Origin of the sequence: Variovorax monticola, from assembly GCF_051216855.1 — a bacterium.
Lineage (GTDB): Bacteria > Pseudomonadota > Gammaproteobacteria > Burkholderiales > Burkholderiaceae_C > Variovorax.
The window spans coordinates 91,384-113,254 of the sequence record NZ_JBPJZP010000008.1 but is presented as its reverse complement, the minus strand read 5'-3'; the positions used below and the strand labels follow the sequence as shown (position 1 = coordinate 113,254).

Genomic DNA, 21,871 nt, shown 5'->3' with positions numbered 1-21,871 from the left:
TCATGCCCGCAGCAGCCGCCCCGCAGCCCATCGAGCGGCGCACGCGCGTCAACGGCATCGAGCTCGCCTGGGACAGCTTCGGCGACCCGGCCGCCCCGCCGCTGCTGCTGGTCATGGGCCTCGGCGCCCAGATGGTGGCGTGGGACGACGATTTTTGCGCCCTGCTCGCCGAAGCCGGCGGCCATCGCGTGATCCGCTTCGACAACCGCGACATCGGCCACTCGAGCTACCTGACCGAGCTCGGCGTCCCCGACATCCAGCTGCTGATGCACCAGGCCATGGCCGGCCGGCCGCTGCAGGTGCCCTACACCCTGCGCGACATGGCCGGCGACTGCGTCGGGTTGCTCGACGCGCTGGGCATCGCGCGCGCCCACGTCGTGGGCGCCTCCATGGGCGGCGCCATCGGGCAGGAGCTGTGCATTCACCATGCGCACCGGATGCTGTCGTTCACCAGCATCATGTCGACCACCGGCAATCCGGCCCTGCCGCCACCCACGCCCGAGGCGATGGCGGTGCTGTTCTCGCCCTCGCCGACCACCTTCGAGGCCTATTTGCCGCACCACGCCAAGGTGTGGCGCGTGCTGCGGGGGACAGCGGACTTTCCGCTCGACGAGGCCCGCGACACCGAGCGGGCACAGCTCGTGTTCCTGCGCGGACTCAACCCGCCCGGCGTGGCGCGCCAGTTCGCGGCCATCCTGGCATCGGGCAACCGCAAGCCCGCGCTGGCCGGGGTGGACGTGCCCACCCTGGTGATCCACGGCGAGGCCGATCCGCTGGTGCCGGTGGCCTGCGGCGTCGACGTGGCCGATGCGATTCCCGGCGCAACGCTGCTGCGCATTGCGCGCATGGGCCATGCGCTGCCGATCGAGATGTGGCCGCAGATCGTCGAGGCGATTGCCGCGCACACGGCGCGGCACCTGGACGCCTGACGCGAACGTCACTCCGTCAGGGCGCGCCTCACGTCGTCCTGCAGGCTTCGCAGGTGCTCGCGCATGGCCGTGCGGGCGCGCTCGGCGTCCCGCGCGCGCAACGCGCGAACGATCTCGCCGTGCTCGTCGTGGTTCTCCGGCTGCCTGTGCAACGGGCTGTGCAGGCGGAACAGCCGCGCATTGACGCGCAGCTCTTCCACCAGCCGCGGAAACACCACGTTGCCGCTGGCCGTGGCGATCAGCAGGTGGAAACGATCGTCGAAGTGCCAGTGCTCGGTCTCGGTGTGCTCGCCGGCGTCCAGCGCCTGGATGTCTGTTTCGAGCGTGTCGATCTCGGCGTCGGTGATCTTGCCGACGGCCAGCGCGATGCCCTCGCATTCGATCACCTCGCGCGCACGCATGCAGTCGAAATATTCCTTGGTTCCGAGCGCGCGCACGGCGTAGGAACGCGCGTCGCGCCGCACCAGCAGCCCCTCGCCTGCCAGCCGCACCAGCGCTTCGCGCATCGGCGTGCGCGAGATGCGCAGGTCTTCGGCCAGACGCGCCTCCTGCAGCGGGCTGCCGGCCGAGATCTGGCGGTCGAGGATCAGCGTGCGCAGCCGCTCGTAGGCCTGCTCTGCCAGGCTGGCGGAGCGCACCTCCAGGGGAGCGATAGTGATGGTGGCGGGCTGCGTGGGGCTGGGAAGGCTGGGCATGCGAAAAAGGGCGAAGGCCGCAAGGAAGGCCACGAAAAAAGCCAAGGGGCCACAGGGGCGGCAGAGCTTATCAGGGCCGCATCGCGGCGCTGCCCTGCAGGCTCAGAGCCACTTGTCCAGCGGATTGCCGTCGTTCGGCGCGCGCGGCCGCAGGCAAGGCAAAAACTGGCCCGAGCCCGGCTCGGCCAGGAATGCGCCGTCCTGCCACACCACGCGGCCGCGGGACACGGTCACGCCCGGCCAGGCGCGAAGCTTCATGCCTTCGTACGGGGTGTAGTCCACGGCATGGTGGAGCATGGCGTTGGTGAGCAGCTTTTCCTGGCCCGGGGCGAACACGTCCCACACCACGAAGTCGGCGTCGCTGCCCACGGCGATGGTGCCCTTGCGCGGGTACAGCCCGTACAGCCGCGCGGGGTTGGTGGACGTGAGCTCGACGAAGCGGTGGATGTCGATGCGCCCCTTGAGCACGCCCTCGCTCATCAGCAGCGGCAGGCGCGTTTCCACGCCGGGAATGCCGTTCGGAATGCGGTCGAAGGAGGCATCGTCGCCGGCCACGCGCTTGCCGTCGGTGCCGCCCATGTTGAACGGCGCATGGTCGGACGAGAAGATGGTGAAAAGCCCGCTCGACAGCCCGTTCCAGATGAACTGCTGGTTGGCCTTGTCGCGCGGCGGCGGGCTGCAGATGCAGCGCGCGCCGTGCATCGGGTCGTCGGGGTCGATGCCCAGGTCCTCGGCGCTCAGGAACAGGTACTGCGGGCAGGTCTCCGCATGGATCGGAAGGCCGCGCCCGCGCGCCCAGTGGATCTGCTCGATCGCCTCGCGGCCCGAGACGTGGACGATCAGGATGGGCGTGTCGACCAGCTCGGCCAGCGCGATGGCCCGGTGCGTGGCCTCGCGCTCCACCGCCATGGGGCGCGAACTGCTGTGGTAGCGCGGCGCCGTGAGCCCCGCGTCGAGCAGTTGCTCGGTGAGCCAGGCGATGCAGTCGCTGTTCTCGGCGTGGATCATGGTCATGGCGCCATGCCGGCGCGCGGTGGCCAGCACCTCGATGATCTGGCGGTCGTCCAGCTTGAGATCGTCGTAGGTCATGTAGATCTTGAAGGAGGTGTAGCCCTTCTCGATCAGCGCAGGCAGCTCGCGCTGCGTCACGTCGCGCGTGGCGTCGGCCACGATCAGGTGGAAGGCGTAGTCGATCACGGCCTTGCCCTCGGCGCGGCGGTGGTAGTCGTCCACCGCCTCCTGGATGCTGCGGCCCTTCTGCTGCGCGGCGAAGGGCAGCACGGTGGTGGTACCGCCGCAGGCCGCCGACCGCGTGCCGGAGAGAAAGTCGTCCGCAAAGCGCGAGCCGTCGCCGGTCGGCTGGTCGAAGTGGCAGTGGCCGTCCACGCCGCCCGGCGTGACCAGCCGGCCGGCCGCGTCGATCTCGCGCGCGGCGCTCGCGCCCAGGTCTTGCGCGATGGCGCAGATGCGCCCGTCGTGCACGCCGATGTCGGCGGTGTAGCGGTCGCCTGCGGTGGCGATGTCGGCGTTGCGCAGGATCAGGTCGTAGGTGCTCATGGGACTCTCGCGGGGTTGCGTCAGCGCTGCTCGAGCGCGGGGTCGGCGGGCACGACCGGCGCGCTCGCATTGCCGTAGGCGCGGCCGTAGTGGCGCTCGATGCGCCGCTGGATGAAGTCCCAGGCCGTGGTCATCAGCAGGTAGTAGATGGCCGCGACCACGAACAGCTCGAGCACCATGAACTTCTCCTGGATCAGCACCTGGGTGCGGCGCAGCAACTCTTCCATGGAGATCACCGAGGTGATCGAGGTGGTCTTGAGCAGCCCGTTGATGCTGTTGCCCAGCGTCGGCACGATCAGGCGCATGGCCTGCGGCATGACGACGTAGCGCATGGTCTGCGCGCTGCTGAAGCCCACGGCGCGCGCCGCGTTGGTCTGCCCGGCGGAAATCGACTGGATGCCGCCGCGCACGATCTCCGCCAGGTAGGCGGCCTCATTGAGGATCAGGCCCAGCAACGCCGACTCGACCACCGACAGCTTCAGGCCGAACTGTGGCAGCCCGGTGTAGATGATGATCAGCTGTACCAGCAGCGGCGTGCCGCGGAACACCCAGATGTAGAAGTGCGCCGGCCCCGCCACCCAGTTGCGGCTGGACAGCCGGGCCAGCGCCAGCGCGCACCCCACGACCAGGCCGCCCGCGATCGCCGCGAGCGTGAGCCACAGCGTGGTCACCGCGCCGCTGAGGATGTACGGATTGAACAGGTAGTCGAAGAACCCCGACCAGCTCCAGCCTTGTCCCATTAACGTTCCTTGGTGTGCCCGATGTCGTTGCAGCCGGGGCTCAGCCCGCCGGGCCCTTGACGGTCACGGCGCCGTCGACCGCCTTCACGCCGTACTGGTCGAACAGCTTCTGGAAGCTGCCGTCGGCCTTCATGTCGTTCATGGCCTTGGCCACCGCGGCGGCCAGGTCCTTGTTGCGCGCGGCCAGCGCCACCGGGGTGGGGAACAGACCGTTCAGCACGCGGTCGAAGTCGCCACGCTTCTGGTACTCAGCGCCGGTGGAGTCGATCGACAGGGCCACCTCGACCTGGCCGGCGCGCAGCGCCTGGAAGGCCATGGCGAAGTTCTCGAAGGTGCGGATGGTCATGCCCTTCATGCCCTTGTCGGTGAGCGCCTTGTCGAGCTCGCGCGCCTTGCGCTCCTCGAAGCCGCCGAGTTCCACGCCGATGCTCTTGCCCGACAGGTCGTCCGTCCTGGCGATCTTCAGCGGGTTGCCCTTGGCCGTGCTGATGCTGATGGCCTGGTCTTCGTAGATGAGCATCTGCATCAGCTTGGCGCGCTCTTCCGTGTAGAAGATGCCGGTGTTGATGACGTCCCAGCGGCCGGCCTGCAGGCCCGGGATCATGGCCGAGAACTCGATGCGCACGTACTCCGGCGTGAGGCACAGGCGCTTGGCGATGGCCTCGCCGAGCTCCACCCGCATGCCCTTGAGCGCACCGGTCTGGTCGACGAACTGCATCGGCGGCAGGGTCGGGTTGACCGACATGGTCAGCGTGCCCTTCTTCACGAGGGCCGAGTCGGGCACGGGCGACTTGCACGCCTGCGCGTTCGCGGCGCCCGCGCAGAAGATGAAGAGTGCCGTTGCCGACGCGAGAGCGGGGAGCAGTTTCATGGGGTGGTCCTTGGGGGAATGAACGAGGCGACGAAGTGGAAAGGCAGGAAACAAGATTCAGCGATGCCGGCGCTCAGACGCCGATCGAGTCCAGCAGATCGAGGCGGGCCAGCTCGCGGCGCAGGTCCGCGGCGTCGGCCTCGGGCAGCGGCAGGCGCGGCGCGCGCGGCTTGCCGACCGGCAGGCCCATCATCGTCAGGCCGTCCTTGGAGGCCGCGACGTAGCGGTGGCCGCCGACCTGGCGCACGATCGGCAGCATCTGCCTGTAGAGCGCCAGCGCCGCGGGCATGTCGCGCTCGTCGGCCACCAGTTCGAACAGGCGCGCCGACATCTTCGGAATGAGGTTGGAGCACACGGCCACCCAGCCCTGCGCGCCGAGCCAGAACGACTCGTAGCCGAGGATGCCGGCGAACACCGTCATGCGGTCGCCGCACAGCTCGATGATGTCGCGCACGCGCGTGACCTCCAGCGTCGACTCCTTGATGTACCTGCAGTTGTCGATGCGCGAGAGGCGCGCCACCAGCTCGGGCTTGAGGTCGACGTTGGCCGTGGCCGGGTTGTTGTAGACCATGATCGGAATGCCGATGGCCTCGCCCACCTTGCGGTAGTGGGCGAACAGCTCGTCGTCGGTGGGCGTGCTGTAGTAGGGCGGAATGATCATGACGCCGTCGGCGCCCATGGTTTCGGCCTCGCGGCTCAGCCGCACGCACTCGTCGGTCCACTCCGCGCCGGTGCCGATCAGCACGGGCACGCGTTTTGCAGCGGTGCTGACGCAGGTCTCGATCACCAACTGGCGCTCACCGGGCGTCAGCGACAGGAATTCCCCGGTGCTCCCCAGAGGAATCAGCCCGTGGATTCCCTCTTCGATTTGCCAGTCGACCAGTTTCTTCAGGGCGGGCACGTCCACGTGCAGGCCGTCGTCGGTCATGGGGGTGATGAGCACCGTGTAGGTGCCGCGGAACGCTGTCATGGGGCAGTCCTCGGGAAAATTCGGATGACGAAGTATACGTATACATGTAGTATACGTATACATTCAATCGCGTCAAAGCGGTTTTCCGTTTCCCCTCGCACCTGCCCATGAGCGCCAGACTGACCCACCCTTCCATCGCCCCGGCCGGGCGCCCCGTGCGCTTCTGGTACGACGGGCAGCCTGTAGAAGGCCTGGAAGGCGAGACCATCGCAGCCTCGCTGGCGGCCGGCGGCATCAAGGCCCTGCGCCATGCGCGCGGCGGCGAGCGCCGGGGTCTCTATTGCGGCATGGGCGCATGTTTCGAGTGCCTGGTTACGGTCGACGGGCGCGCCAGCCAGCGCGCCTGCCTCACCAAGGTGGCCGACGGGCAGCAGGTGCGCTCCGTCCAGCCGGCCGGCACGCCGGAAGACCCGTTGCGCCCGCTCGTGCCCGAGGCCGCAGCGCAACCCGCGCGGCTGCAGGTCGACGTGCTGGTCGTCGGCGCGGGCCCGGCCGGCCTGTCGGCGGCGCTGGCCGCGCGCCGGGCTGGCGCCGAGGTGCTGGTGCTCGACGAGCGCCTGGAGCCGGGCGGCCAGTTCTACAAGCCGCTCGCGCCGTCGCACCGGGCGGCCACGCCGGCCGACCGCCAGTTCGCGCAGGGCCTGGCGCTGGCGCACGACGTCCGCGCCGCGGGCGTCACGATCGTCCAGGACGCGCAGGTGTGGGCGGCCTTCTCGCCGACCGAGGTCGCGGCGCTCATCGACGGGCGCGCCCATGTCATCGGCTGCCGCCAGCTCGTGATCGCCCCCGGTGCCTACGAGCGCCCGGTGCCCTTTCCCGGCTGGACCCTGCCGGGCGTGATGACCACCGGCGCCGGCCAGACGCTGGCGCGCGCCTACCGCGTCGCCCCGGGCCGCCGAGTCGTGATCGCCGGCAACGGGCCGCTCAACCTGCAGCTGGCGGCGGAGCTGCTCGCCGGCGGCGCTCAGGTCGTCGCCGTGCTCGAATCGGCGGCCCGCCCGTCCCTGCGCCAATGGCGCCAGGTGCTCGCCGCGGCGCGCACCGCCCCCGACCTGCTGCGCGACGGTTGGCGCTACCTGCGGCAGCTGCGTGCGCATGGCGTGCCGGTGCTGTGGGGCCACACGGTCGTGGCGGCTGAAGGCGAAGCCGAGGACACGGGCGCGGGCGGACTGCGGTCCGTGCAGGTCGCGCGCATCGATGCCCAAGGCCACGCAGTGGCGGGAACGGCGCGGCGCCTCGAGGCCGACACGCTGTGCCTGTGCTACGGCTTCATCCCCTCCACCGAACTCGCGCGCATGCTGGGCTGCGCGCACCGGCTAGCCCCGCGCCATCTGGGGCACCTTGCGACCGTCACGCAGGAAGACGGCGCCACCAGCGTGAGCGGCGTGTACGTGGTGGGCGATGGCGCCGACCTGGGCGGCTCGCGCGTCGCCCTGGCGCGCGGCACGCTGGCGGGCGAAGCCGCGGCGCGCAATCTCGGCCTGCGCGTTGCGGCGTCCACCGAGGTGCTCGGCCAGCTGCACCGCGCCGAGTGCTTCCAGCAGGCCCTGTGGTCGCTCTACGCGCCGCCGCCCGTCACGCTGGCCGCGGTGCCCGACGACACGCTGCTGTGCCGCTGCGAGGAGATCAGCTTCGGCTCGGTGCGCGCGCAGATCCGCGCCGGCAGCGACACCCTGGCCGCGCTCAAGCGCAACACCCGCCTGGGCATGGGCCGCTGCCAGGCGCGCTACTGCGCCGTCACCGCGGGCCGGCTGGTGGCCGAGCTCACGGGCAGGCCGCCGGAGGTCGAGCAGTACTTCGCCCCGCGCCCGCCAGCCAGGCCGGTGCCGGCCGGCGCACTCGGCTTCGAGAAACCCGAGTGGGGTGGTCACAAGCCGGCCATCACGCCCAATCTCGCGCGGCCGGTGGAGCACGCGCCTTTCGCGCCGGTGCGCACCGACGTGCTGGTGATCGGTGCCGGCGTGCTCGGCGCCTGCCTGGGCTACTACCTGTCGAAGGCCGGCCAGGACGTGACCGTGGTCGACCGCGACGACATCAACCTGCAGGCCTCCGGCGCCAACGCGGGCAGCCTGCATGTGCAGCTGCTGTCGTTCGACTTCGGCGCCAAGGCGCAGGAAGGCGGTGGCCCTGCGGCGGCCACCTTGCCACTGGGGCCGATGTCGGTGCGCCTGTGGCAACAGATAGAAGCCGATTGCGGCGAGGACCTGGAGATCAAGATCACCGGCGGCCTCATGGTCGCCGACAGCGAGGCCGGCATGCGCTTCCTGGAAGCCAAGTCCGCGCTGGAGCGCCGCCACGGCATCGACGCCCAGGTGATCGACGGCGCCGACCTGCGGCGCCTGTCGCCGGCGCTCTCCGACGCACTGCTCGGCGCCGAGCTCTGCACCATGGAGGGAAAGATCAACCCGCTGCGCGCCACCTACGCAGTGGCGCGGCGCGCGCAGCAGCAAGGCGCACGCATGCTGCGCGGCTGCGACGTGCAGACCATCGAAGCGCTGCCCGGCGTCGGCGCGGGCTTCGTGGTGCGCACCTCGCGCGGCACCATCCATGCCGGGCGCATCGTGAATGCGAGCGGGGCCTGGTCGAGCGCCATCGGCCGCATGCTGGGCGTGGCCGTTCCCGTCAAGGGCGCGCCGCTGCAGATGATCGTGACGGAGCCCGCGCCGCCGCTGGTCGACCACCTGGTCGCGCATGCCGACCGCCACCTGAGCCTGAAGCAGGCGGCCAGCGGCGGCCTGATCGTCGGCGGCGGCTGGACGGCCGCCTTTCACGAAGACATGCGGCTGAACCGCGCCGAGCGCGACAGCATCGAAGGCAACCTCTGGGTCGCGCGCCACGTGCTGCCCGCCGTGAGCGGCCTGCACATGGTGCGTTGCTGGGCCGGCATGAACGTGAACATCGACGGCGCGCCGATCCTCGGCGAGGTGCCCGGGCGCCCCGGCTTCTACAACGCGGTGACCTCCAACGGCTACACCCTCGCGCCCGTCGTCGCGCGGCTCGTTACCGACCTGGTCGTGCACGGGCGCACCGCCATCGACATCACCCCCTTTCTCATCGACCGTTTCCTCTGAGAGCCATGACAGACACCGCCCTCCCCCGCGACACGCTGCGCCGCTTCATCGACACCCACTTCGACGAGCAGGTGCGCACCCTGGCCGAGCTGGTGCGCTGCCCCTCCGACAACCCGCCCGGCGACTGCGCGCCGCATGCCGAGCTCACGGCCCGGCTGCTGGAGGCCATGGGCTTCGAGGTCGAGCGCCATGCGATACCGCCCGACCACGCGGCCGCGCACGGCATGCGCAGCGTGACCAACCTGATCGTGCGCGAGCGCTTCGGCGACGGCCCGGTGGTGGCCCTCAACGCGCACGGCGACGTGGTGCCGCCGGGCGCGGGCTGGAGCGTCGACCCCTACGGCGGCGAAGTGCGCGACGGCTGGCTCTACGGCCGCGGCGCGGCGGTGTCGAAGTCGGACTTCACCACCTATGCCTTCGCGATGCGTGCGCTCAAGCACCTGGCGGCCTCGGGCACTCCGCTGGGCGGCACGGTCGAACTGCACCTGACCTACGACGAGGAAACCGGCGGCGCGACCGGCCCCGGATGGATCCTGTCGCAGGGCCTGAGCCGGCCCGACTTCGTGCTGTCGGCCGCCTTCTCGCACCACGTCGTGGTGGCGCACAACGGCTGCCTGCACCTCGAAGTGACGGTGCGCGGCACTTCGGCGCACGCCGCCCGGCCCGACACCGGGCACGACGCGATCGAGGCCGCCGCCACGCTGTTGCCCGCGCTCTACCGCTACCGCGACGGCCTGGCCGGGCGCCCCTCGCTCACGCCGGGCATCAGCCACCCCACGATGGTGGTGGGCCTGATCGGCGGCGGCATCAACACCAACGTGGTGGCCGACCAACTGATCCTTCGCATCGACCGGCGCATCGTGCCCGAAGAGTCGCCCGAGGCCGTCGAGGCCGAGTTGCGCGAGGTGATCGAGGCGGCCTGCCGCGCGCTGCCGGGCATCTCGGTGGACATTCGCCAGATCCTGCTGGCCCGCCCGTTCGCGCCGGCACCGGGCGCCGACGCCCTGGCGGCGCTGGTGTGCCGCGAGGCCAGCGAGGTGATGGGCAAGCCGGTGACGCCCATCGGTGTACCGCTGTACACCGACGCGCGCCTGTACAGCGAAGCGGGCATTCCCACGGTGATGTACGGCGCCGGCCCCGAGTCGCTGCTCGAGGCCAACGGGCACCGCGCCGACGAGCGCGTGCCGCTGGACGAGCTGCGCAAGGCCACCCGGGTGGTCGCCAACACCGTGCACCACCTGCTGACGCGCTGAGCGGCGCCGGAGCCACGCGATGATCGACATCAGCCATGTGACCAAGAGCTACGGCGCCTTCCAGGTGCTGACCGACTGCAACACCCAGGTCCGCAAGGGCGAGGTGGTGGTGGTCTGCGGGCCTTCGGGCTCGGGCAAGTCCACGCTCATCAAGTGCGTGAACGCGCTGGAGCCCTTCCAGCAGGGCCGCATCACCGTGGACGGCGTGTCCGTCGGCGATCCGAAGACCGACCTGAACAGGCTGCGCGCCCGCGTCGGCATGGTGTTCCAGCACTTCGAACTGTTTCCGCACCTGTCGATCGAGCAGAACCTGTCGATCGCGCAGCGCAAGGTGCTCAAGCGCTCGTCCGCCGAAGCCCGCGCCACCTCGATGGCGCTGCTGGAGCGCGTCGGCATGCACGCGCATTCGCACAAGTTCCCCAGCCAGCTGTCGGGCGGCCAGCAGCAGCGCGTGGCCATTGCCCGCGCGCTCGCCATGAACCCGGTGGCCATGCTGTTCGACGAGCCCACCTCGGCGCTGGACCCGGAGATGGTCAACGAGGTGCTCGACGTGATGGTCGGCCTGGCGCGCGACGGCATGACGATGATGTGCGTCACCCACGAGATGGGCTTCGCGCGCAAGGTGGCGAACCGGGTGATCTTCATGGACCGGGGCTGCATCGTGGAGGACTGCCCCAAGGAGGAGTTCTTCGGCAATCCGTCGGCGCGCTCGGACCGCGCGCAGCAGTTCCTGTCGAAGATCCTGCAGCACTGAACACGGCACGGAAGCCGCCGCGGCGGGGAGGGTCGGGCGCGCCCTTCTAAAATCGCGGCATTCCCCCGCAGATTGCCCACCTTGTCTTTTCTCGCCGAAACCCGCCGCCGTCGCACCTTCGCGATCATTTCCCACCCTGACGCCGGCAAGACCACGCTGACCGAGAAGCTGCTGCTTTTCTCCGGCGCGATCCAGATCGCCGGCTCGGTGAAGGCGCGCAAGGCCTCGCGCCATGCCACCTCCGACTGGATGGAAATCGAAAAGCAGCGCGGCATTTCGGTGGCCTCGTCGGTCATGCAGATGCTGTACCGCGACCACGTCATCAACCTGCTCGACACGCCCGGCCACAAGGACTTCTCGGAAGACACCTACCGCGTGCTCACCGCCGTCGACTCGGCGCTGATGGTGATCGACGCGGCCAACGGCGTGGAAGCGCAGACGCGCCGCCTCATCGAGGTCTGCCGCCAGCGCGACACGCCCATCATCACCTTCGTCAACAAGATGGACCGCGAAGTGCGCGAGCCGCTCGACATCCTGGACGAAGTGGAGCGCGAGCTGGGCATGCCGTGCGTGCCCATGACCTGGCCCGTGGGCCAGGGCAAGAGCTTTCGTGGGATCATGAACCTGCGCACGCACACCATGACGGTGTTCGAGTCGGGCAGCGAACGGCTGCCGCACGACTTCGAGACCATTGCACTCACCGACCGCGAAGCGCTCACCAAGCGCTTCGGTGCCGACTTCGAGAGCGCCATGGACAGCATGGAACTGGCCACCGGCGCCTCGCCCACCTGGGACCGCGAGGCCTTCCTGGCGGGCAAGCAGACGCCCGTGTTCTTCGGTTCGGGCGTGAACAACTTCGGCGTGATGGAAGTGCTCGACGCGCTGGTCGACCTGGCGCCGCAGCCGCAGTCGCGCACCAGCACCACCATGGTCAACCGCCAGCCCGTGGTGAAGGAGATCCAGCCCGAGGACAAGGACTTCGCAGGCGTCGTCTTCAAGGTGCAGGCCAACATGGACGCCAACCACCGCGACCGCATCGCCTTCGTGCGCATGGCCTCGGGCAAGTACACGCCGGGCATGAAGCTCAAGGTGCAGCGCACGTCGAAGGAGCTGCGCCCCACCAGCGTGGTGACCTTCATGAGCCAGCGCCGCGAGGCGGTGGAAGAGGCCTACGCCGGCGACATCGTGGGCTTCACCACGCACGGCGGCGTGCAGCTGGGCGACACCATCACCGACGGCGCGAGCCTGCAGTTCACCGGCCTGCCCTTCTTCGCGCCCGAGCTGTTCATGACGGTGATCCTGAGGAACCCGCTGCGCACCAAGCAGCTGCAGCAGGGCCTGGCCCAGCTGGGTGAAGAGGGCGCGATCCAGGTGTTCCGTCCCGAAATCGGCGGACCGATGCTGCTGGGCGCCGTCGGCCAGCTGCAGTTCGAAGTGGTGCAGCACCGCCTGAAGGCCGAGTACGACGCCGACGTGCGGCTCGAGGGCTGCCAGTACACGGGCGCGCGCTGGATCACGGCCGACACCCCGGCCGAGCTGCGCGAGTTCCTCAACGCCTACCCGGTGCGCATGGCCAAGGACGCGGCCGACACGCTGGCCTTTTTATGCACCTCGCCGTACGACGTGCGGCTGGCGCAGGAGCGGTTTCCGAAGATTCATTTCCATCCGCTGCGCGAGCACGCGGGGCTGGCCTTGCAGAGCGCGGGCTGACAGAAACCGACGGGGCTCAGCTCCCCGTCGACGCGTAGTGGCGCAGCCCGAAGCGCCACGCCCCGAAAGCCGCCGCGAGAAACACGAAGCCCGCGAGCGGCGACACCCAGCCCACCCACCCGGGCGCCCCCAGCGGATCGGCCTTGCCCAAAATCGCGAGCACCGGGTAATAGGCCACGCAGGCCAGCGGCACGATGAAGGTCAGCACGCGGCGAAACCACTGCGCGTAGAGCGCCAGCGGGTACTGCGCCGCCTGCACGCCGCCGTAGGTGAGGACGTTGGCGATCTCCAGGCTCTCCACGGTCCAGAACGACAGCGTGCCCTGCAGCACCAAAATGCCGAGGAACAACGCCACGCCGCCGGCCAGTGCAAACAGCGCGATGGCCACCGCGCCGGGCGACCACACCACGCCCGCCTGCACCGTGCCGAAGGCCAGCACCGCCACCCCCTGCAGCAGCCGGCCCGCGCGGCTGATGCGAAAGTCGTTGCCCATCAACTGCAGCGCCAGCGGGCGCGGGCGCAGAAGCAGCCGGTCGAACGCGCCGGTGCGAAGAAACTCGGTGCCGAGCACGTCGAAGCCGCGCCCCAGCGCATCGGCAATCGCGAACATGCAGTTGACCAGGCCGTAGAACAGCGCCACCTCGCCGATGCGCCAGCCCTGCACTTCACCGAAACGATGGAACAGCGCCCAGACGGCGACCACCTCGATGCCGGTGCCCAGGAACTGGCCCAGCGTCAGCATCAGCGCGGAAGCCGGGTAGCGCGCCTGGCCGCCAATGGAGGCCCGGACCAGCCTGAAGAAAAGGGGGAGCGTGCCCATCAGCCCCCCTGAATCTGAAGACTGCGCATGGTGCGACCCATGGCGTACCGCCCCGCCGTCACCAGCACGACGGTCCAGAAGCACTGCAGCCCCAACCCGCCCAGCGCCTGCCAACCGCTCAGCTGCCCGAAATACAGCCGCGCCGGAATGTCCATCAGCCCGGCCAACGGCTGGATCAACAGCGCGCCCTGCCAGGCGTCCGGCAGCAGCGCGAGCGGCAGCACGTTGCCCGAGAACACGATGACCACCGGCGTCGCCACCGCGTTGATGCCGCGCTCGTTCAGCGCGGCCGTCATCGCCACGTTGAGCAGCATCACCATTGCCGTCGAGAGCAGCAGCGCGAGCGCGGCGGACAGCAGGAACGCGAGCCCCGCCGCCACGCCCGCGGGCGGCTGCCAGGCCCATTCGTTCAGGCCGATCAGCGGCAAGGCGACCGCCGCGAACGCCGCCATCAACGCCACGCGCGGCAGCAGGCGCGCGGCGATCCAGCCGGCGCTGCGCGCGAACCACAACGCATAGGCGTCCACCGGACGCAGCCGGTCGTAGGCGACCGAGCCGGTGCGCACCGCCTGCGCCACCTCGGGGTCGCCCAGCCAGGGCAGCAGAACGAGCAGTCCCTGCGCCAGCCAGGTGTAGGTGATGGCCTGGGCGAGCGACATCGGCGAACTTGCGCCCGCGATGGCGGTGCCGCCATAGAACGCGGCGAAGACCATCACCTTGATGCCGCCCCACCAGCACTGCGTGGCGAAGCCCGCGAGCGCGGCGGTGCGGTACTGCAGCATCTGCAGGAAGCGCGACGCGAAGGCCGCGACGTAGGGGCGCGCGAGCTGGCGCAGGGTGGCCATGGTCACGCCCTCACACCTCGCCCGCGCCGTGCAGGGCGTAGAACCGCGCGATGACCGCCTCGATCGCCAGGCCTTCCAGGCGGATGTCCTGCACCGCATGTTCGCCTGCGATGCGCGCGATCAGCGCGGGCGCCGTGGTCACGGCCGGGTCGAAGTCCAGCACCAGCGTCTGGCCGTCGCGCGAATGCACGCGGGCGCCGTCCACCTGCAGGGGCAACTCGGCGTCCTGCGCAAAGTCGACAACCAGCCGCCGCTCGGTCATCACCTGTGCGCGCAGGGCCTCGACCGGGCTGTCGGCCAGCACGCGCCCGTGGCCGATGATGATCACGCGCCGGGCCAGCGCCTCGATGTCGTGCATGTCGTGCGTGGTCAGCAGCACCGTGGTGCCGCGCTCCCGGTTGGCGCGGCGCACGAAGTCGCGCACGGCCAGCTTCGAGGGCGCGTCCAGCCCGATGGTCGGCTCGTCGAGAAACAGGATGTCGGGCTCGTGCAGCAGCGCCGCCGCAATTTCCGCGCGCATGCGCTGGCCCAGCGAGAGCTGCCGCACGGGCTGGTCGAGCACGCGCTCCAGGTGCAGCAGCGCGACCAGTTCGTCACGCGTGCGGCGGTAGCGCTGCGGGTCGACGCGGTAGATGTCGCGCAGCAGGTCGAAGCCGTCGCCCACGGGCAGGTCCCACCACAGCTGCGTGCGCTGTCCGAAGACCACGCCGATGCGCGCCACGTGGCGCTCGCGGTCGGCGAAGGGGTCGCGCCCGTCGACTTCCACGCGACCGCCGTCGGGCCGCAGGATGCCCGCGAGGATCTTGATGGTGGTCGACTTGCCCGCGCCGTTCGGCCCGATGAAGCCCAGCAGCTCGCCGCGCTCCAGCGAGAACGACACGCCCGACAGCGCCTCCACCGTGCGATGGCGGCGGTGCACGAGCCCGCGCAACGCGCCCATCACGCCGGGGTCGCGCTCGGAAATGCGGTAGGTCTTGAGAAGGTGGTCGACGAGGATGTGGGGCATGGAAGGCGCCGCACCGGCGGGGAGCGCAAGGAGTAGCGCGCGGCGGGGGCGGGATGCTACCCGAAAGCGCCGGTAGGATCGCGGCTCCCTCCGGATTCCTTGCCATGGCTTCGCCTTCTTCCCTGCACTCGCTGCCCTCCCCGCCCCACCACCTCCTGCCCTTGACCGAGTGGAATGCGACCGCGCGCGGCGCGCTTGTCGGCGTCTTCACCGACATCGACGACACGCTGACCCACGACGGCGCGATCACGCCCGATGCGCTGCAGGCGCTCGCCGACCTCAAGGCCGCGGGCCTGTCCGTGGTGGCCATCACCGGTCGCCCCGTGGGGTGGAGCCTGCCGTTCGTGAACACCTGGCCGATCGACGCCATCGTGGCGGAGAACGGCGCGGTGGCATTGCTGCCCCAGGCCGACGGCCGCATCGAGAAACGCTATCAGCAGGACGCGGCCACGCGCGCGGCCAACTTCGCGCGCATGCAGGCCGTGCTGGCGCGCATCGAACGCGAGATTCCGGGCGCCGGCCGCGCCACCGACTCGCCGGGGCGCGAGACCGACATCGCCATCGACCACAGCGAGTTCGTGCAGCTGGGCGACGCCACCGTCGCGCAGGTGGTGGCGCTGATGCGCGGCGAAGGCATGCACGCCACGGTGAGCAGCATCCACATCAACGGCTGGTACGGCGACAACGACAAGCTCGAAGGCGCGCGCTGGATCACGCGCGAGCTGTGGGGCCGCACGCTCGGCGACGAGATGGACCGCTGGGCCTACGTGGGCGACTCCACCAACGACCAGTTGATGTTTCGCAGCTTCGCGCACAGCATCGGCGTGGCGAACGTCGCGCGCTTCGTGCCGCAGCTGGAACACCTGCCGCACTACGTGACGCTCGGCGAGCGTGGCACGGGGTTCGCCGAAGCGGCGCGCGCCATTCTCTCGGCGCGCTGAATTTATTCGCTGGCCGGCAGGCCCCGCGCGGAGCGGCGCAGCACCGCCCACTGGCGCCACAGGCCGACAGCCGCAATCAGCAGCAGCACCACGGCGTAGCCTTTCACCGTGGCCAGCAGCCCCAGCGGCGCCACCAGGAAGCCGGCCAGCATGGCGGGCAGGCTGAACGCGAGGTAGCTCACCACGAAGATGGCGGCGAACAGCTCGCCGCGCTCGTGCGAGTCGGCAAGCGGCGCGAGCGTCTGCACCAGCGCCGAGAACGCGCCGCCGAAACCCAGGCCCGCGATCGCGGTGCCGACGAAGAACAGAGCGAGGGAACCGGTGGCCAGCGATGCGAGCAACAGCACCAGCCCGACCGCGATGCTGACCATGCCCAGGATGACCGGCCGCGGCGCGGCGAAGCGGCCGAGCAGCGTGGGCGCGACGGCGCCGAAGCCCGAGAGCACCGCGATCGTGAGGCCGTTGACCACGCCGTTGTCGATGCCGAAGACGTGGTGCATCAGCGAGGGGGCGAGCGACAGATACAGCCCGCCCAACGCCCACACGACGATCAACACCGGCAGGCCGCGCACGAAGTCGGCGCGGGCCCTGGCGGGAATCGACACGCGCGGCACCAGCGACGCCCACGCGCCGGCGCGAGGCGCAACGGTTTCGGGCATCCACGCCACCACGGCCGCGCCCACTGCGAACACCGCGGCCAGCATGCCGAACACCAGCAGCACCGGCTGGTCGGTGAACTTCACCGCCACGCCGGTCAGCAGCGCCCCCACCGCCAGGCCCGCCAGCGGCGACACGCTGGTGATCAGCGCGCCCAGCCGCTTGCGCGAGGCCGGCGCGGCCTCGACCACTGCCGCGCTCAACGCGCCGCTGGCGATGCCCGTGGCCACGCCCTGCACCACCCGCGCCACGATCAGCCCGCCGATGTCGTGCGCCAGCACGAAGAGCCCCATGGCCACCGCCTGCAGCACCAGCGCCCCCAGCACCACCGGCTTGCGCCCGATGTGGTCCGACAGCGAACCTGCCACCAACAGCGAGATCAGCAGCGCAATCGCATAGATCGCGAACGCCACCGTGAGCATCGACGCCGAGAAACCCCAGGCGTGCTGGAACACCACGAACAGCGGCGACGGCGCGGCGGCCGCGAAGAAGAACGCGAACAGCACGGCCGCCAACAGTGCAAAGGTCACGCCGGCCGGCAGGCGCCATGGCTTGGCGCGCACGGGGGTGGCGAGTTCCGGGCAGGTGGATGGCATGTTCGAATCTTTAATGCAACTTTTTTTGCTTTTGTGATTCTAGACCTAGGAAGCATCTAAAGCAAATATCTTTGCGTTAAAGTTCGAAACATGAACGACGTCGTCCTGCCCACCCCCTCCAACAAACGCCCCGGCGGCCGCAGCGCGCAGGTGCAGGCGCTGGTGCGCACCGCGCTCGAGGAGCTCATGGCCGAGCAGGGGCGCGAGCGCATCACCGTGCCCGCCGTGGCCGAGCGCGCGGGCGTCAGCGCGTCCAGCATCTACCGGCGCTGGGGCGACCTGGACAGTTTGTTGGCCGAGACCGCCACCCACCGGCTGGACCCGAACCGGCCGCTGCCGAACACCGGCGCACTGCGCGCTGATCTGGAAGCCTGGGCGCGCGAGCTCATCGAGCATCTGGCCAAGCCGTGCAACACCTCGCTGCTGAAAGCCGCGGCTTCGCTGGCCAACGGCGATTCGGACACCGACTGCCTGCGCAATCGCCGCAAGGAAGCGCTGACGCTGGTGGAACAGGCGCACGCCCGCGGGGAGCCTGCGCCGCAGCCGCAGCAGGTGATCGATCACCTGATTGCGCCGATCGTGTTTCGGCTGGTGTTCGGGGGCGAGCCGGTGAAGGCCGAGCTGGCGGGGCGGTTGGTGGGGGAGCTGTTTGCGATCGCGTCGGCCGAGCGTTGAGCAAGATCAGCGGGTGAGCAACGCGATGTACGACTGGTAGCTGAAGCTGCGGTTCTTCCGCTGCCCGGTCACTTCCGACACGATGCCCAGGCTCTCGAGCAACTTCACCGCGGCGTTGGCCGTGGGAAAACTGGTATCGAGCTTTTCCCGGGCCCGCTCCACCGTGAAGCGCGGCATCAGCGGCAGGAGTTCGAAGAGCTTGTAGCTGGCCGGCCCCGCGCACGCCGTCCAGCAGGAGCCGTGTGCGTCGGAAAGCAATCGAACGCTGGTCGGCAATCCCTTGGGATCGAGCAGGTTGTCTTGCACCAGACGAAAGGCGCGGAGGTCGAATGAAAGCCGTCTTGAATTGGCGACCGACGTATCAAAGCCTTCTTTAATATCCGATGCCGTCGAGAAGCGTTGGCGAGCGTCTGCGATGTGCAGAAATGCGCGGGAATCAGCCGCCAGGCAACCCGCTCACTTCTCCTTCGCCAACCCCAGCTTCTCGATCACCACCTTCTCCTTCACCACCGTGTCTTGCGCGAACTTGGTGTACGTCGCCGAACTCATGTAGTTCGGCAGCATGTCGTAGCGCCCGAGCGACGCCACGTAGCTCGGCTCTTCCATGGCCTGCTTGAACGCGTCGTGCAGCTTCTTCACCACCTCGGGCGGCGTGCCCTTGGGGGCGCCGATGCCGAAGGGCGAGTTCTGCACGATGTCGTAGCCCAGCTCCTTCAGCGTGGGTGCGTCGGGGAACTTGGCCAGGCGCTTGTCGCCCCAGGTGTTCAGCACGCGCAGCTTGCCGGCCTCGACCTGAGGGGCGAAGCCGGTGCTGTCGGCGGCGGCCATCAGCTGGCCGCTGACCACGGCGAGCATCAGGTCGGCGCTGCCCTTGTAGGGCACGTGCTGCAGCTCGATGCCGGCCTTCTGCGCAATGATTTCGGTCGTCAGGTGCGGGCTCGTCAGGTTGCCGGTCGAGCCGTAGGTCAGCTTGCCGGGGTTGGCCTTGGCGTAGGCGACGAAGTCGGCCCAGGTCTTGAAGGGACTGTTGGCCGGCACCACGATGCCGAAGGCGTAGCCCGTCACGTTCAGCACGTACGTGATGTCCTTCAGCGGGTCCCAGTTGATCTTGGTGGTGTAGCCCAGGCGGAACACGCCCAGCGGGATCTGCGCGACGGTGTAGCCGTCGGGCTGCGAGGTCTGCAGCGCCTGCGCGGGCAGCGTGCCGCCGGCGCCGGGCTTGTTGTCGATGATCACCGGCTGGCCGAGGATCTTGCTCACGTTGTCCGCCAGCTGGCGCATGGTGATGTCGGTCGGGCCGCCGGCCGGGAAGGCGATGACCAGCTTGATGGGCTTGGCGGGAAAAGCTTGAGCGAAAGCCGCCAGCGGAGAAACGAGACCGCACGCGGCAAGCGTGGCGGCACGGAGAAAAGAAGAGCGGCGCAGCATGGCTGACTGGATCCTGACTTGAAGAAGCGCCGATTGGGCCTCGCCGGGTCGGCAAAGGCAATCGGGGAGCCCCCGATTGCCCGCCAGAAACAAGGCCATTGGCGCGATCCGAGTCGCCTGTGCGTCAGCTACGCCTGCGCAGCGAAGCCTTCCAGCACGTTCACCGCATTGACGCCCACCTCGGCCACCGCGTAGCCGCCCTCGAACACGAACACCGTGGGCAAGCCCGCTCGCGCGAGGTCTTCGCCCATGCGCAGGTAGTCGTCGCTCTTCAGCTTGAAGCCCGAGATCGGGTCGCCCTCGAAGGTGTCGACGCCCAGCGAGACCACGAGGGCGCCGGCCTTCACGGCCGCGATGCGCGCAAGCGCGGCCTTCAGCGCCGCGCGCCAGGCCGCGAAATCGGTGCCGCGCGGCAGCGGCAGGTTGTGGTTGAAGCCCTCGCCCCGGCCCGCGCCGCGTTCGTCGGCGTGGCCCAGGTAGTACGGGTAGTCGGTCAGCGGGTCGCCGTGCAGGCTGGCGAAGTGCACGTCGTCGCGCGCGTAGAAGATGGCCTGCGTGCCGTTGCCGTGGTGGTAGTCCACGTCGAGCACCGCGACGCGTTCCACGCCCGCGTCGCGCAGCGCCTGCGCCGCGACGGCCGCGTGGTTGATGAAGCAGTAGCCGCCGAAGAAGTCGAGGCCCGCGTGGTGCCCCGGCGGCCGCGTGAGCGCAAAGGCCGCGCGCTCGCCGCCGACCACGCGCTGCGCCGCCGTCCATGCACAGGCCGCGCCGTGCCGTGCGGCCTGCCAGCTGCCGGCCGTCAGCGGCGTGCCCGCGTCGAAAGAGAACAGCCCCAAGCGTGCCGGAAAGCTCCTGGGCAGCACGTCGGTGCGCATGCCGCGCGTGGGCCAATAGGAAGGCAGCGCGTCGCGCGCCGCGTTGGCCGGGTCCAGCGCCACCCACTCGTCCCACGCGTGCGCGATGAAGTCCAGGTAGCGCGGCGCATGCACCTGGGCCAGCAGCGTGTCGTCGAAGGCGTCGGGCAACTGCAGCGGGCCCAGGCCCCGGCGCGCCAGCTCATGTTTCACATGGTCGACGCGGGCGGGCACCTCGAAGCACGGCACCAGCTCGCCGCGGAACATCTCGACTTTGCCCTGGTGAAGAACGTGCTGGTCGTTGTAGATGGTGAGCATGGAGAAGTGCGGCGGCGGTGATGAGGCCGGCCATCATGCCGCACGCCGCAGCACCGCCCGGCGCCTGCCCGAGGCCGTGAGGCCGAACAGGTCCTTCGGGTCGTCCAGCTCCGGCACCAGCGCAATCTGCTGGCCGATGCCGCGCTCGCTGGCCATGCGCTGGATGTAGCGCAGCGCGGTGTAGTCCTCCAGCGCGAAGCCGACCGAGTCGAACAGCGTGACCTGCCGCGGGCTCTCGCGGCCCGGCACTTCGCCGAGCAGCACGCGCCACAGCTCCTGCACCGGAAAGTCGGCCGCCACCTGCTGGATCTCGCCCTCCACGCGGGTCTGCGGCTCGTACTCGACGAACACGCGCGCCAGGGCCAGCACGTCGGGGTGCAGCTCGGTCTTGCCGGGCGAGTCGCCGCCCACGGCGTTGATGTGCATGCCGGGCTCGATCATGTCGGGCGTGAGCACGGCCGCATGCCCCTGGCAGGCGGTGATGGTGGTGACGATGTCGGCGCCGCGCACCGCGTCGGCCACGCAAGCGGCGCGCACGATCTCCAGCGGCGTGCAGGCCGACAGGTGGCGCACCAGCTTGTCGGTGGCGTGCGGGTCGGTGTCGAACACGCGCACCTCCTCGATGCCCAGCAGCGCATGGAACGCCAGCGCCTGGAACTCGCTCTGCGAGCCGTTGCCGATGAGCGCGAGGCTGCGCGAATCGGGCCGCGCCAGTGCCTTGGCGGCCATGGCCGACGTGGCGGCGGTGCGCAAGGCGGTGGTGAGCGTGAGCTCCGACAGCAGCACGGGGTAGCCCGTGTCCACCTCGGCCAGCACGCCGAATGCCATGACGGTGGGCAGCCCGACTGCCGTGTTGTGGGGGTGCCCGTTGACGTACTTGAAGGCGTAGGCGCCGTCGTCGGCCACGGGCATCAGCTCGATCACGCCCAGGTGCGAGTGGCTGGCCACGCGCGCCTTCTTGTCGAACTCGCGCCAGCGCAGGAAGTCGTCGCGCAGCGCGTCGGCCAGCGCCTCCAGGAATTGCGGAACGCCGGTCTCGTCCACCAGGCGGACCAGGCTGTGAACATCGATGAAGCGGGTCATGACATGGCTCCTTGCGTAGCCCTGCCGCGGCGCTTCATCCCCTCGCATGTTCACTCCACCATGGCTGATTCAGGATGCGCCTGCGCCAAGGGTTCGAG

At 69.8% G+C, this 21,871-nt stretch carries 20 protein-coding genes; 7 read left to right on the top strand and 13 right to left on the bottom strand.

Annotated features, from left to right (window positions below):
* Positions 1–2 precede the first annotated feature (2 nt).
* Positions 3–929 (top strand): alpha/beta fold hydrolase, encoded by a 927-nt coding sequence (locus ACSFA5_RS27185; RefSeq protein WP_435447166.1) that lies wholly within the window; start codon positions 3–5, stop codon positions 927–929.
* Between the two features lie 8 nt (positions 930–937).
* Here the strand turns inward: ACSFA5_RS27185 and ACSFA5_RS27180 are convergent, their stop codons facing one another.
* The 5 genes from ACSFA5_RS27180 to ACSFA5_RS27160 all read right to left on the bottom strand — a co-directional run bounded on the left by ACSFA5_RS27180 (position 938) and on the right by ACSFA5_RS27160 (position 5,762).
* On the bottom strand, positions 938–1,624 hold the full coding sequence (locus tag ACSFA5_RS27180; protein WP_435447165.1) for a GntR family transcriptional regulator: 687 nt from the start codon (positions 1,622–1,624) through the stop codon (positions 938–940).
* A gap of 102 nt (positions 1,625–1,726) precedes the next feature.
* Positions 1,727–3,181 carry a dihydropyrimidinase gene (gene hydA, locus ACSFA5_RS27175; RefSeq protein ID WP_435447164.1) on the bottom strand — a complete coding sequence of 485 codons (1,455 nt, stop codon included), beginning with the start codon at positions 3,179–3,181 and terminating at the stop codon, positions 1,727–1,729.
* Positions 3,182–3,201: 20 nt separating this feature from the next.
* Entirely contained in the window at positions 3,202–3,921 is a 720-nt protein-coding gene (locus tag ACSFA5_RS27170; protein ID WP_435447163.1) for an amino acid ABC transporter permease, read from the bottom strand.
* A gap of 40 nt (positions 3,922–3,961) precedes the next feature.
* The gene (locus ACSFA5_RS27165; protein WP_435447162.1) at positions 3,962–4,792 is read right to left on the bottom strand and encodes an ABC transporter substrate-binding protein; all 831 of its coding nucleotides are present in this window, start codon (positions 4,790–4,792) and stop codon (positions 3,962–3,964) included.
* A gap of 73 nt (positions 4,793–4,865) precedes the next feature.
* Positions 4,866–5,762, bottom strand: coding sequence for a dihydrodipicolinate synthase family protein (locus ACSFA5_RS27160; protein WP_435447161.1), 897 nt, complete (start codon positions 5,760–5,762; stop codon positions 4,866–4,868).
* 107 nt (positions 5,763–5,869) lie between these two features.
* Between ACSFA5_RS27160 and ACSFA5_RS27155 the strand changes: the two genes are divergently transcribed.
* From ACSFA5_RS27155 to ACSFA5_RS27140, 4 genes are all read left to right on the top strand, one after another.
* Complete coding sequence (locus ACSFA5_RS27155; protein WP_435447160.1) at positions 5,870–8,833, top strand: FAD-dependent oxidoreductase; 2,964 nt, start codon at positions 5,870–5,872, stop codon at positions 8,831–8,833.
* A 5-nt stretch (positions 8,834–8,838) separates the two neighbouring features.
* Positions 8,839–10,086, top strand: a complete 1,248-nt coding sequence (locus ACSFA5_RS27150; RefSeq protein WP_435447159.1) for a M20/M25/M40 family metallo-hydrolase — start codon at positions 8,839–8,841, stop codon at positions 10,084–10,086.
* 19 nt (positions 10,087–10,105) lie between these two features.
* Positions 10,106–10,840, top strand: a complete 735-nt coding sequence (locus ACSFA5_RS27145; RefSeq protein WP_435447158.1) for an amino acid ABC transporter ATP-binding protein — start codon at positions 10,106–10,108, stop codon at positions 10,838–10,840.
* Between the two features lie 81 nt (positions 10,841–10,921).
* On the top strand, positions 10,922–12,550 hold the full coding sequence (locus tag ACSFA5_RS27140) for a peptide chain release factor 3 (protein WP_435447157.1): 1,629 nt from the start codon (positions 10,922–10,924) through the stop codon (positions 12,548–12,550).
* Positions 12,551–12,566: 16 nt separating this feature from the next.
* Here the strand turns inward: ACSFA5_RS27140 and ACSFA5_RS27135 are convergent, their stop codons facing one another.
* The 3 genes from ACSFA5_RS27135 to ACSFA5_RS27125 are packed head-to-tail and all read right to left on the bottom strand — an operon-like array spanning position 12,567 to position 15,221.
* Positions 12,567–13,370, bottom strand: coding sequence for an ABC transporter permease (locus ACSFA5_RS27135; protein ID WP_435447156.1), 804 nt, complete (start codon positions 13,368–13,370; stop codon positions 12,567–12,569).
* Positions 13,370–14,215, bottom strand: coding sequence for an ABC transporter permease (locus tag ACSFA5_RS27130; RefSeq protein WP_435447579.1), 846 nt, complete (start codon positions 14,213–14,215; stop codon positions 13,370–13,372). Before ACSFA5_RS27130 ends, ACSFA5_RS27135 begins: the two co-directional genes overlap by 1 nt.
* Positions 14,216–14,225: 10 nt before the next feature.
* Positions 14,226–15,221 (bottom strand): ABC transporter ATP-binding protein, encoded by a 996-nt coding sequence (locus tag ACSFA5_RS27125; RefSeq protein ID WP_435447155.1) that lies wholly within the window; start codon positions 15,219–15,221, stop codon positions 14,226–14,228.
* A 104-nt stretch (positions 15,222–15,325) separates the two neighbouring features.
* On the opposite strand from ACSFA5_RS27125, the gene ACSFA5_RS27120 reads away from it, so the two are divergent.
* Entirely contained in the window at positions 15,326–16,162 is an 837-nt protein-coding gene (locus ACSFA5_RS27120; protein ID WP_435447154.1) for an HAD-IIB family hydrolase, read from the top strand.
* Positions 16,163–16,164: 2 nt separating this feature from the next.
* On the opposite strand, the gene ACSFA5_RS27115 is transcribed toward ACSFA5_RS27120, so the two are convergent.
* Complete coding sequence (locus ACSFA5_RS27115; protein WP_435447153.1) at positions 16,165–17,415, bottom strand: MFS transporter; 1,251 nt, start codon at positions 17,413–17,415, stop codon at positions 16,165–16,167.
* Positions 17,416–17,505: 90 nt separating this feature from the next.
* Here ACSFA5_RS27115 and ACSFA5_RS27110 point away from each other — a divergent pair, with 90 nt between their 5' ends.
* Positions 17,506–18,090, top strand: coding sequence for a TetR/AcrR family transcriptional regulator (locus ACSFA5_RS27110; RefSeq protein ID WP_435447152.1), 585 nt, complete (start codon positions 17,506–17,508; stop codon positions 18,088–18,090).
* A 6-nt stretch (positions 18,091–18,096) separates the two neighbouring features.
* On the opposite strand, the gene ACSFA5_RS27105 is transcribed toward ACSFA5_RS27110, so the two are convergent.
* The 4 genes from ACSFA5_RS27105 to ACSFA5_RS27090 all read right to left on the bottom strand — a co-directional run bounded on the left by ACSFA5_RS27105 (position 18,097) and on the right by ACSFA5_RS27090 (position 21,773).
* Positions 18,097–18,396: a hypothetical protein gene (locus tag ACSFA5_RS27105; RefSeq protein ID WP_435447151.1), complete on the bottom strand. Its 300-nt coding sequence runs from the start codon at positions 18,394–18,396 to the stop codon at positions 18,097–18,099.
* A gap of 150 nt (positions 18,397–18,546) precedes the next feature.
* Positions 18,547–19,518 carry a Bug family tripartite tricarboxylate transporter substrate binding protein gene (locus tag ACSFA5_RS27100; RefSeq protein WP_435447150.1) on the bottom strand — a complete coding sequence of 324 codons (972 nt, stop codon included), beginning with the start codon at positions 19,516–19,518 and terminating at the stop codon, positions 18,547–18,549.
* A gap of 128 nt (positions 19,519–19,646) precedes the next feature.
* Positions 19,647–20,690, bottom strand: a complete 1,044-nt coding sequence (locus ACSFA5_RS27095; RefSeq protein WP_435447149.1) for a histone deacetylase family protein — start codon at positions 20,688–20,690, stop codon at positions 19,647–19,649.
* Positions 20,691–20,723: 33 nt separating this feature from the next.
* Positions 20,724–21,773: an ornithine cyclodeaminase gene (locus ACSFA5_RS27090; RefSeq protein ID WP_435447148.1), complete on the bottom strand. Its 1,050-nt coding sequence runs from the start codon at positions 21,771–21,773 to the stop codon at positions 20,724–20,726.
* Positions 21,774–21,871 lie beyond the last annotated feature (98 nt).

What these genes read in the sequence shown, in the direction of transcription:
- ACSFA5_RS27185 (WP_435447166.1), top strand. Translation starts at nt 3, where the DNA reads ATGCCCGCAGCAGCCGCCCCGCAGCCCATCGAGCGGCGCACGCGCGTC.
- ACSFA5_RS27180 (WP_435447165.1), bottom strand. Translation starts at nt 1,624, where the DNA reads ATGCCCAGCCTTCCCAGCCCCACGCAGCCCGCCACCATCACTATCGCT.
- hydA (WP_435447164.1), bottom strand. Translation starts at nt 3,181, where the DNA reads ATGAGCACCTACGACCTGATCCTGCGCAACGCCGACATCGCCACCGCA.
- ACSFA5_RS27170 (WP_435447163.1), bottom strand. Translation starts at nt 3,921, where the DNA reads ATGGGACAAGGCTGGAGCTGGTCGGGGTTCTTCGACTACCTGTTCAAT.
- ACSFA5_RS27165 (WP_435447162.1), bottom strand. Translation starts at nt 4,792, where the DNA reads ATGAAACTGCTCCCCGCTCTCGCGTCGGCAACGGCACTCTTCATCTTC.
- ACSFA5_RS27160 (WP_435447161.1), bottom strand. Translation starts at nt 5,762, where the DNA reads ATGACAGCGTTCCGCGGCACCTACACGGTGCTCATCACCCCCATGACC.
- ACSFA5_RS27155 (WP_435447160.1), top strand. Translation starts at nt 5,870, where the DNA reads ATGAGCGCCAGACTGACCCACCCTTCCATCGCCCCGGCCGGGCGCCCC.
- ACSFA5_RS27150 (WP_435447159.1), top strand. Translation starts at nt 8,839, where the DNA reads ATGACAGACACCGCCCTCCCCCGCGACACGCTGCGCCGCTTCATCGAC.
- ACSFA5_RS27145 (WP_435447158.1), top strand. Translation starts at nt 10,106, where the DNA reads ATGATCGACATCAGCCATGTGACCAAGAGCTACGGCGCCTTCCAGGTG.
- ACSFA5_RS27135 (WP_435447156.1), bottom strand. Translation starts at nt 13,370, where the DNA reads ATGGGCACGCTCCCCCTTTTCTTCAGGCTGGTCCGGGCCTCCATTGGC.
- ACSFA5_RS27130 (WP_435447579.1), bottom strand. Translation starts at nt 14,215, where the DNA reads ATGGCCACCCTGCGCCAGCTCGCGCGCCCCTACGTCGCGGCCTTCGCG.
- ACSFA5_RS27125 (WP_435447155.1), bottom strand. Translation starts at nt 15,221, where the DNA reads ATGCCCCACATCCTCGTCGACCACCTTCTCAAGACCTACCGCATTTCC.
- ACSFA5_RS27120 (WP_435447154.1), top strand. Translation starts at nt 15,326, where the DNA reads ATGGCTTCGCCTTCTTCCCTGCACTCGCTGCCCTCCCCGCCCCACCAC.
- ACSFA5_RS27115 (WP_435447153.1), bottom strand. Translation starts at nt 17,415, where the DNA reads ATGCCATCCACCTGCCCGGAACTCGCCACCCCCGTGCGCGCCAAGCCA.
- ACSFA5_RS27110 (WP_435447152.1), top strand. Translation starts at nt 17,506, where the DNA reads ATGAACGACGTCGTCCTGCCCACCCCCTCCAACAAACGCCCCGGCGGC.
- ACSFA5_RS27100 (WP_435447150.1), bottom strand. Translation starts at nt 19,518, where the DNA reads ATGCTGCGCCGCTCTTCTTTTCTCCGTGCCGCCACGCTTGCCGCGTGC.
- ACSFA5_RS27095 (WP_435447149.1), bottom strand. Translation starts at nt 20,690, where the DNA reads ATGCTCACCATCTACAACGACCAGCACGTTCTTCACCAGGGCAAAGTC.
- ACSFA5_RS27090 (WP_435447148.1), bottom strand. Translation starts at nt 21,773, where the DNA reads ATGACCCGCTTCATCGATGTTCACAGCCTGGTCCGCCTGGTGGACGAG.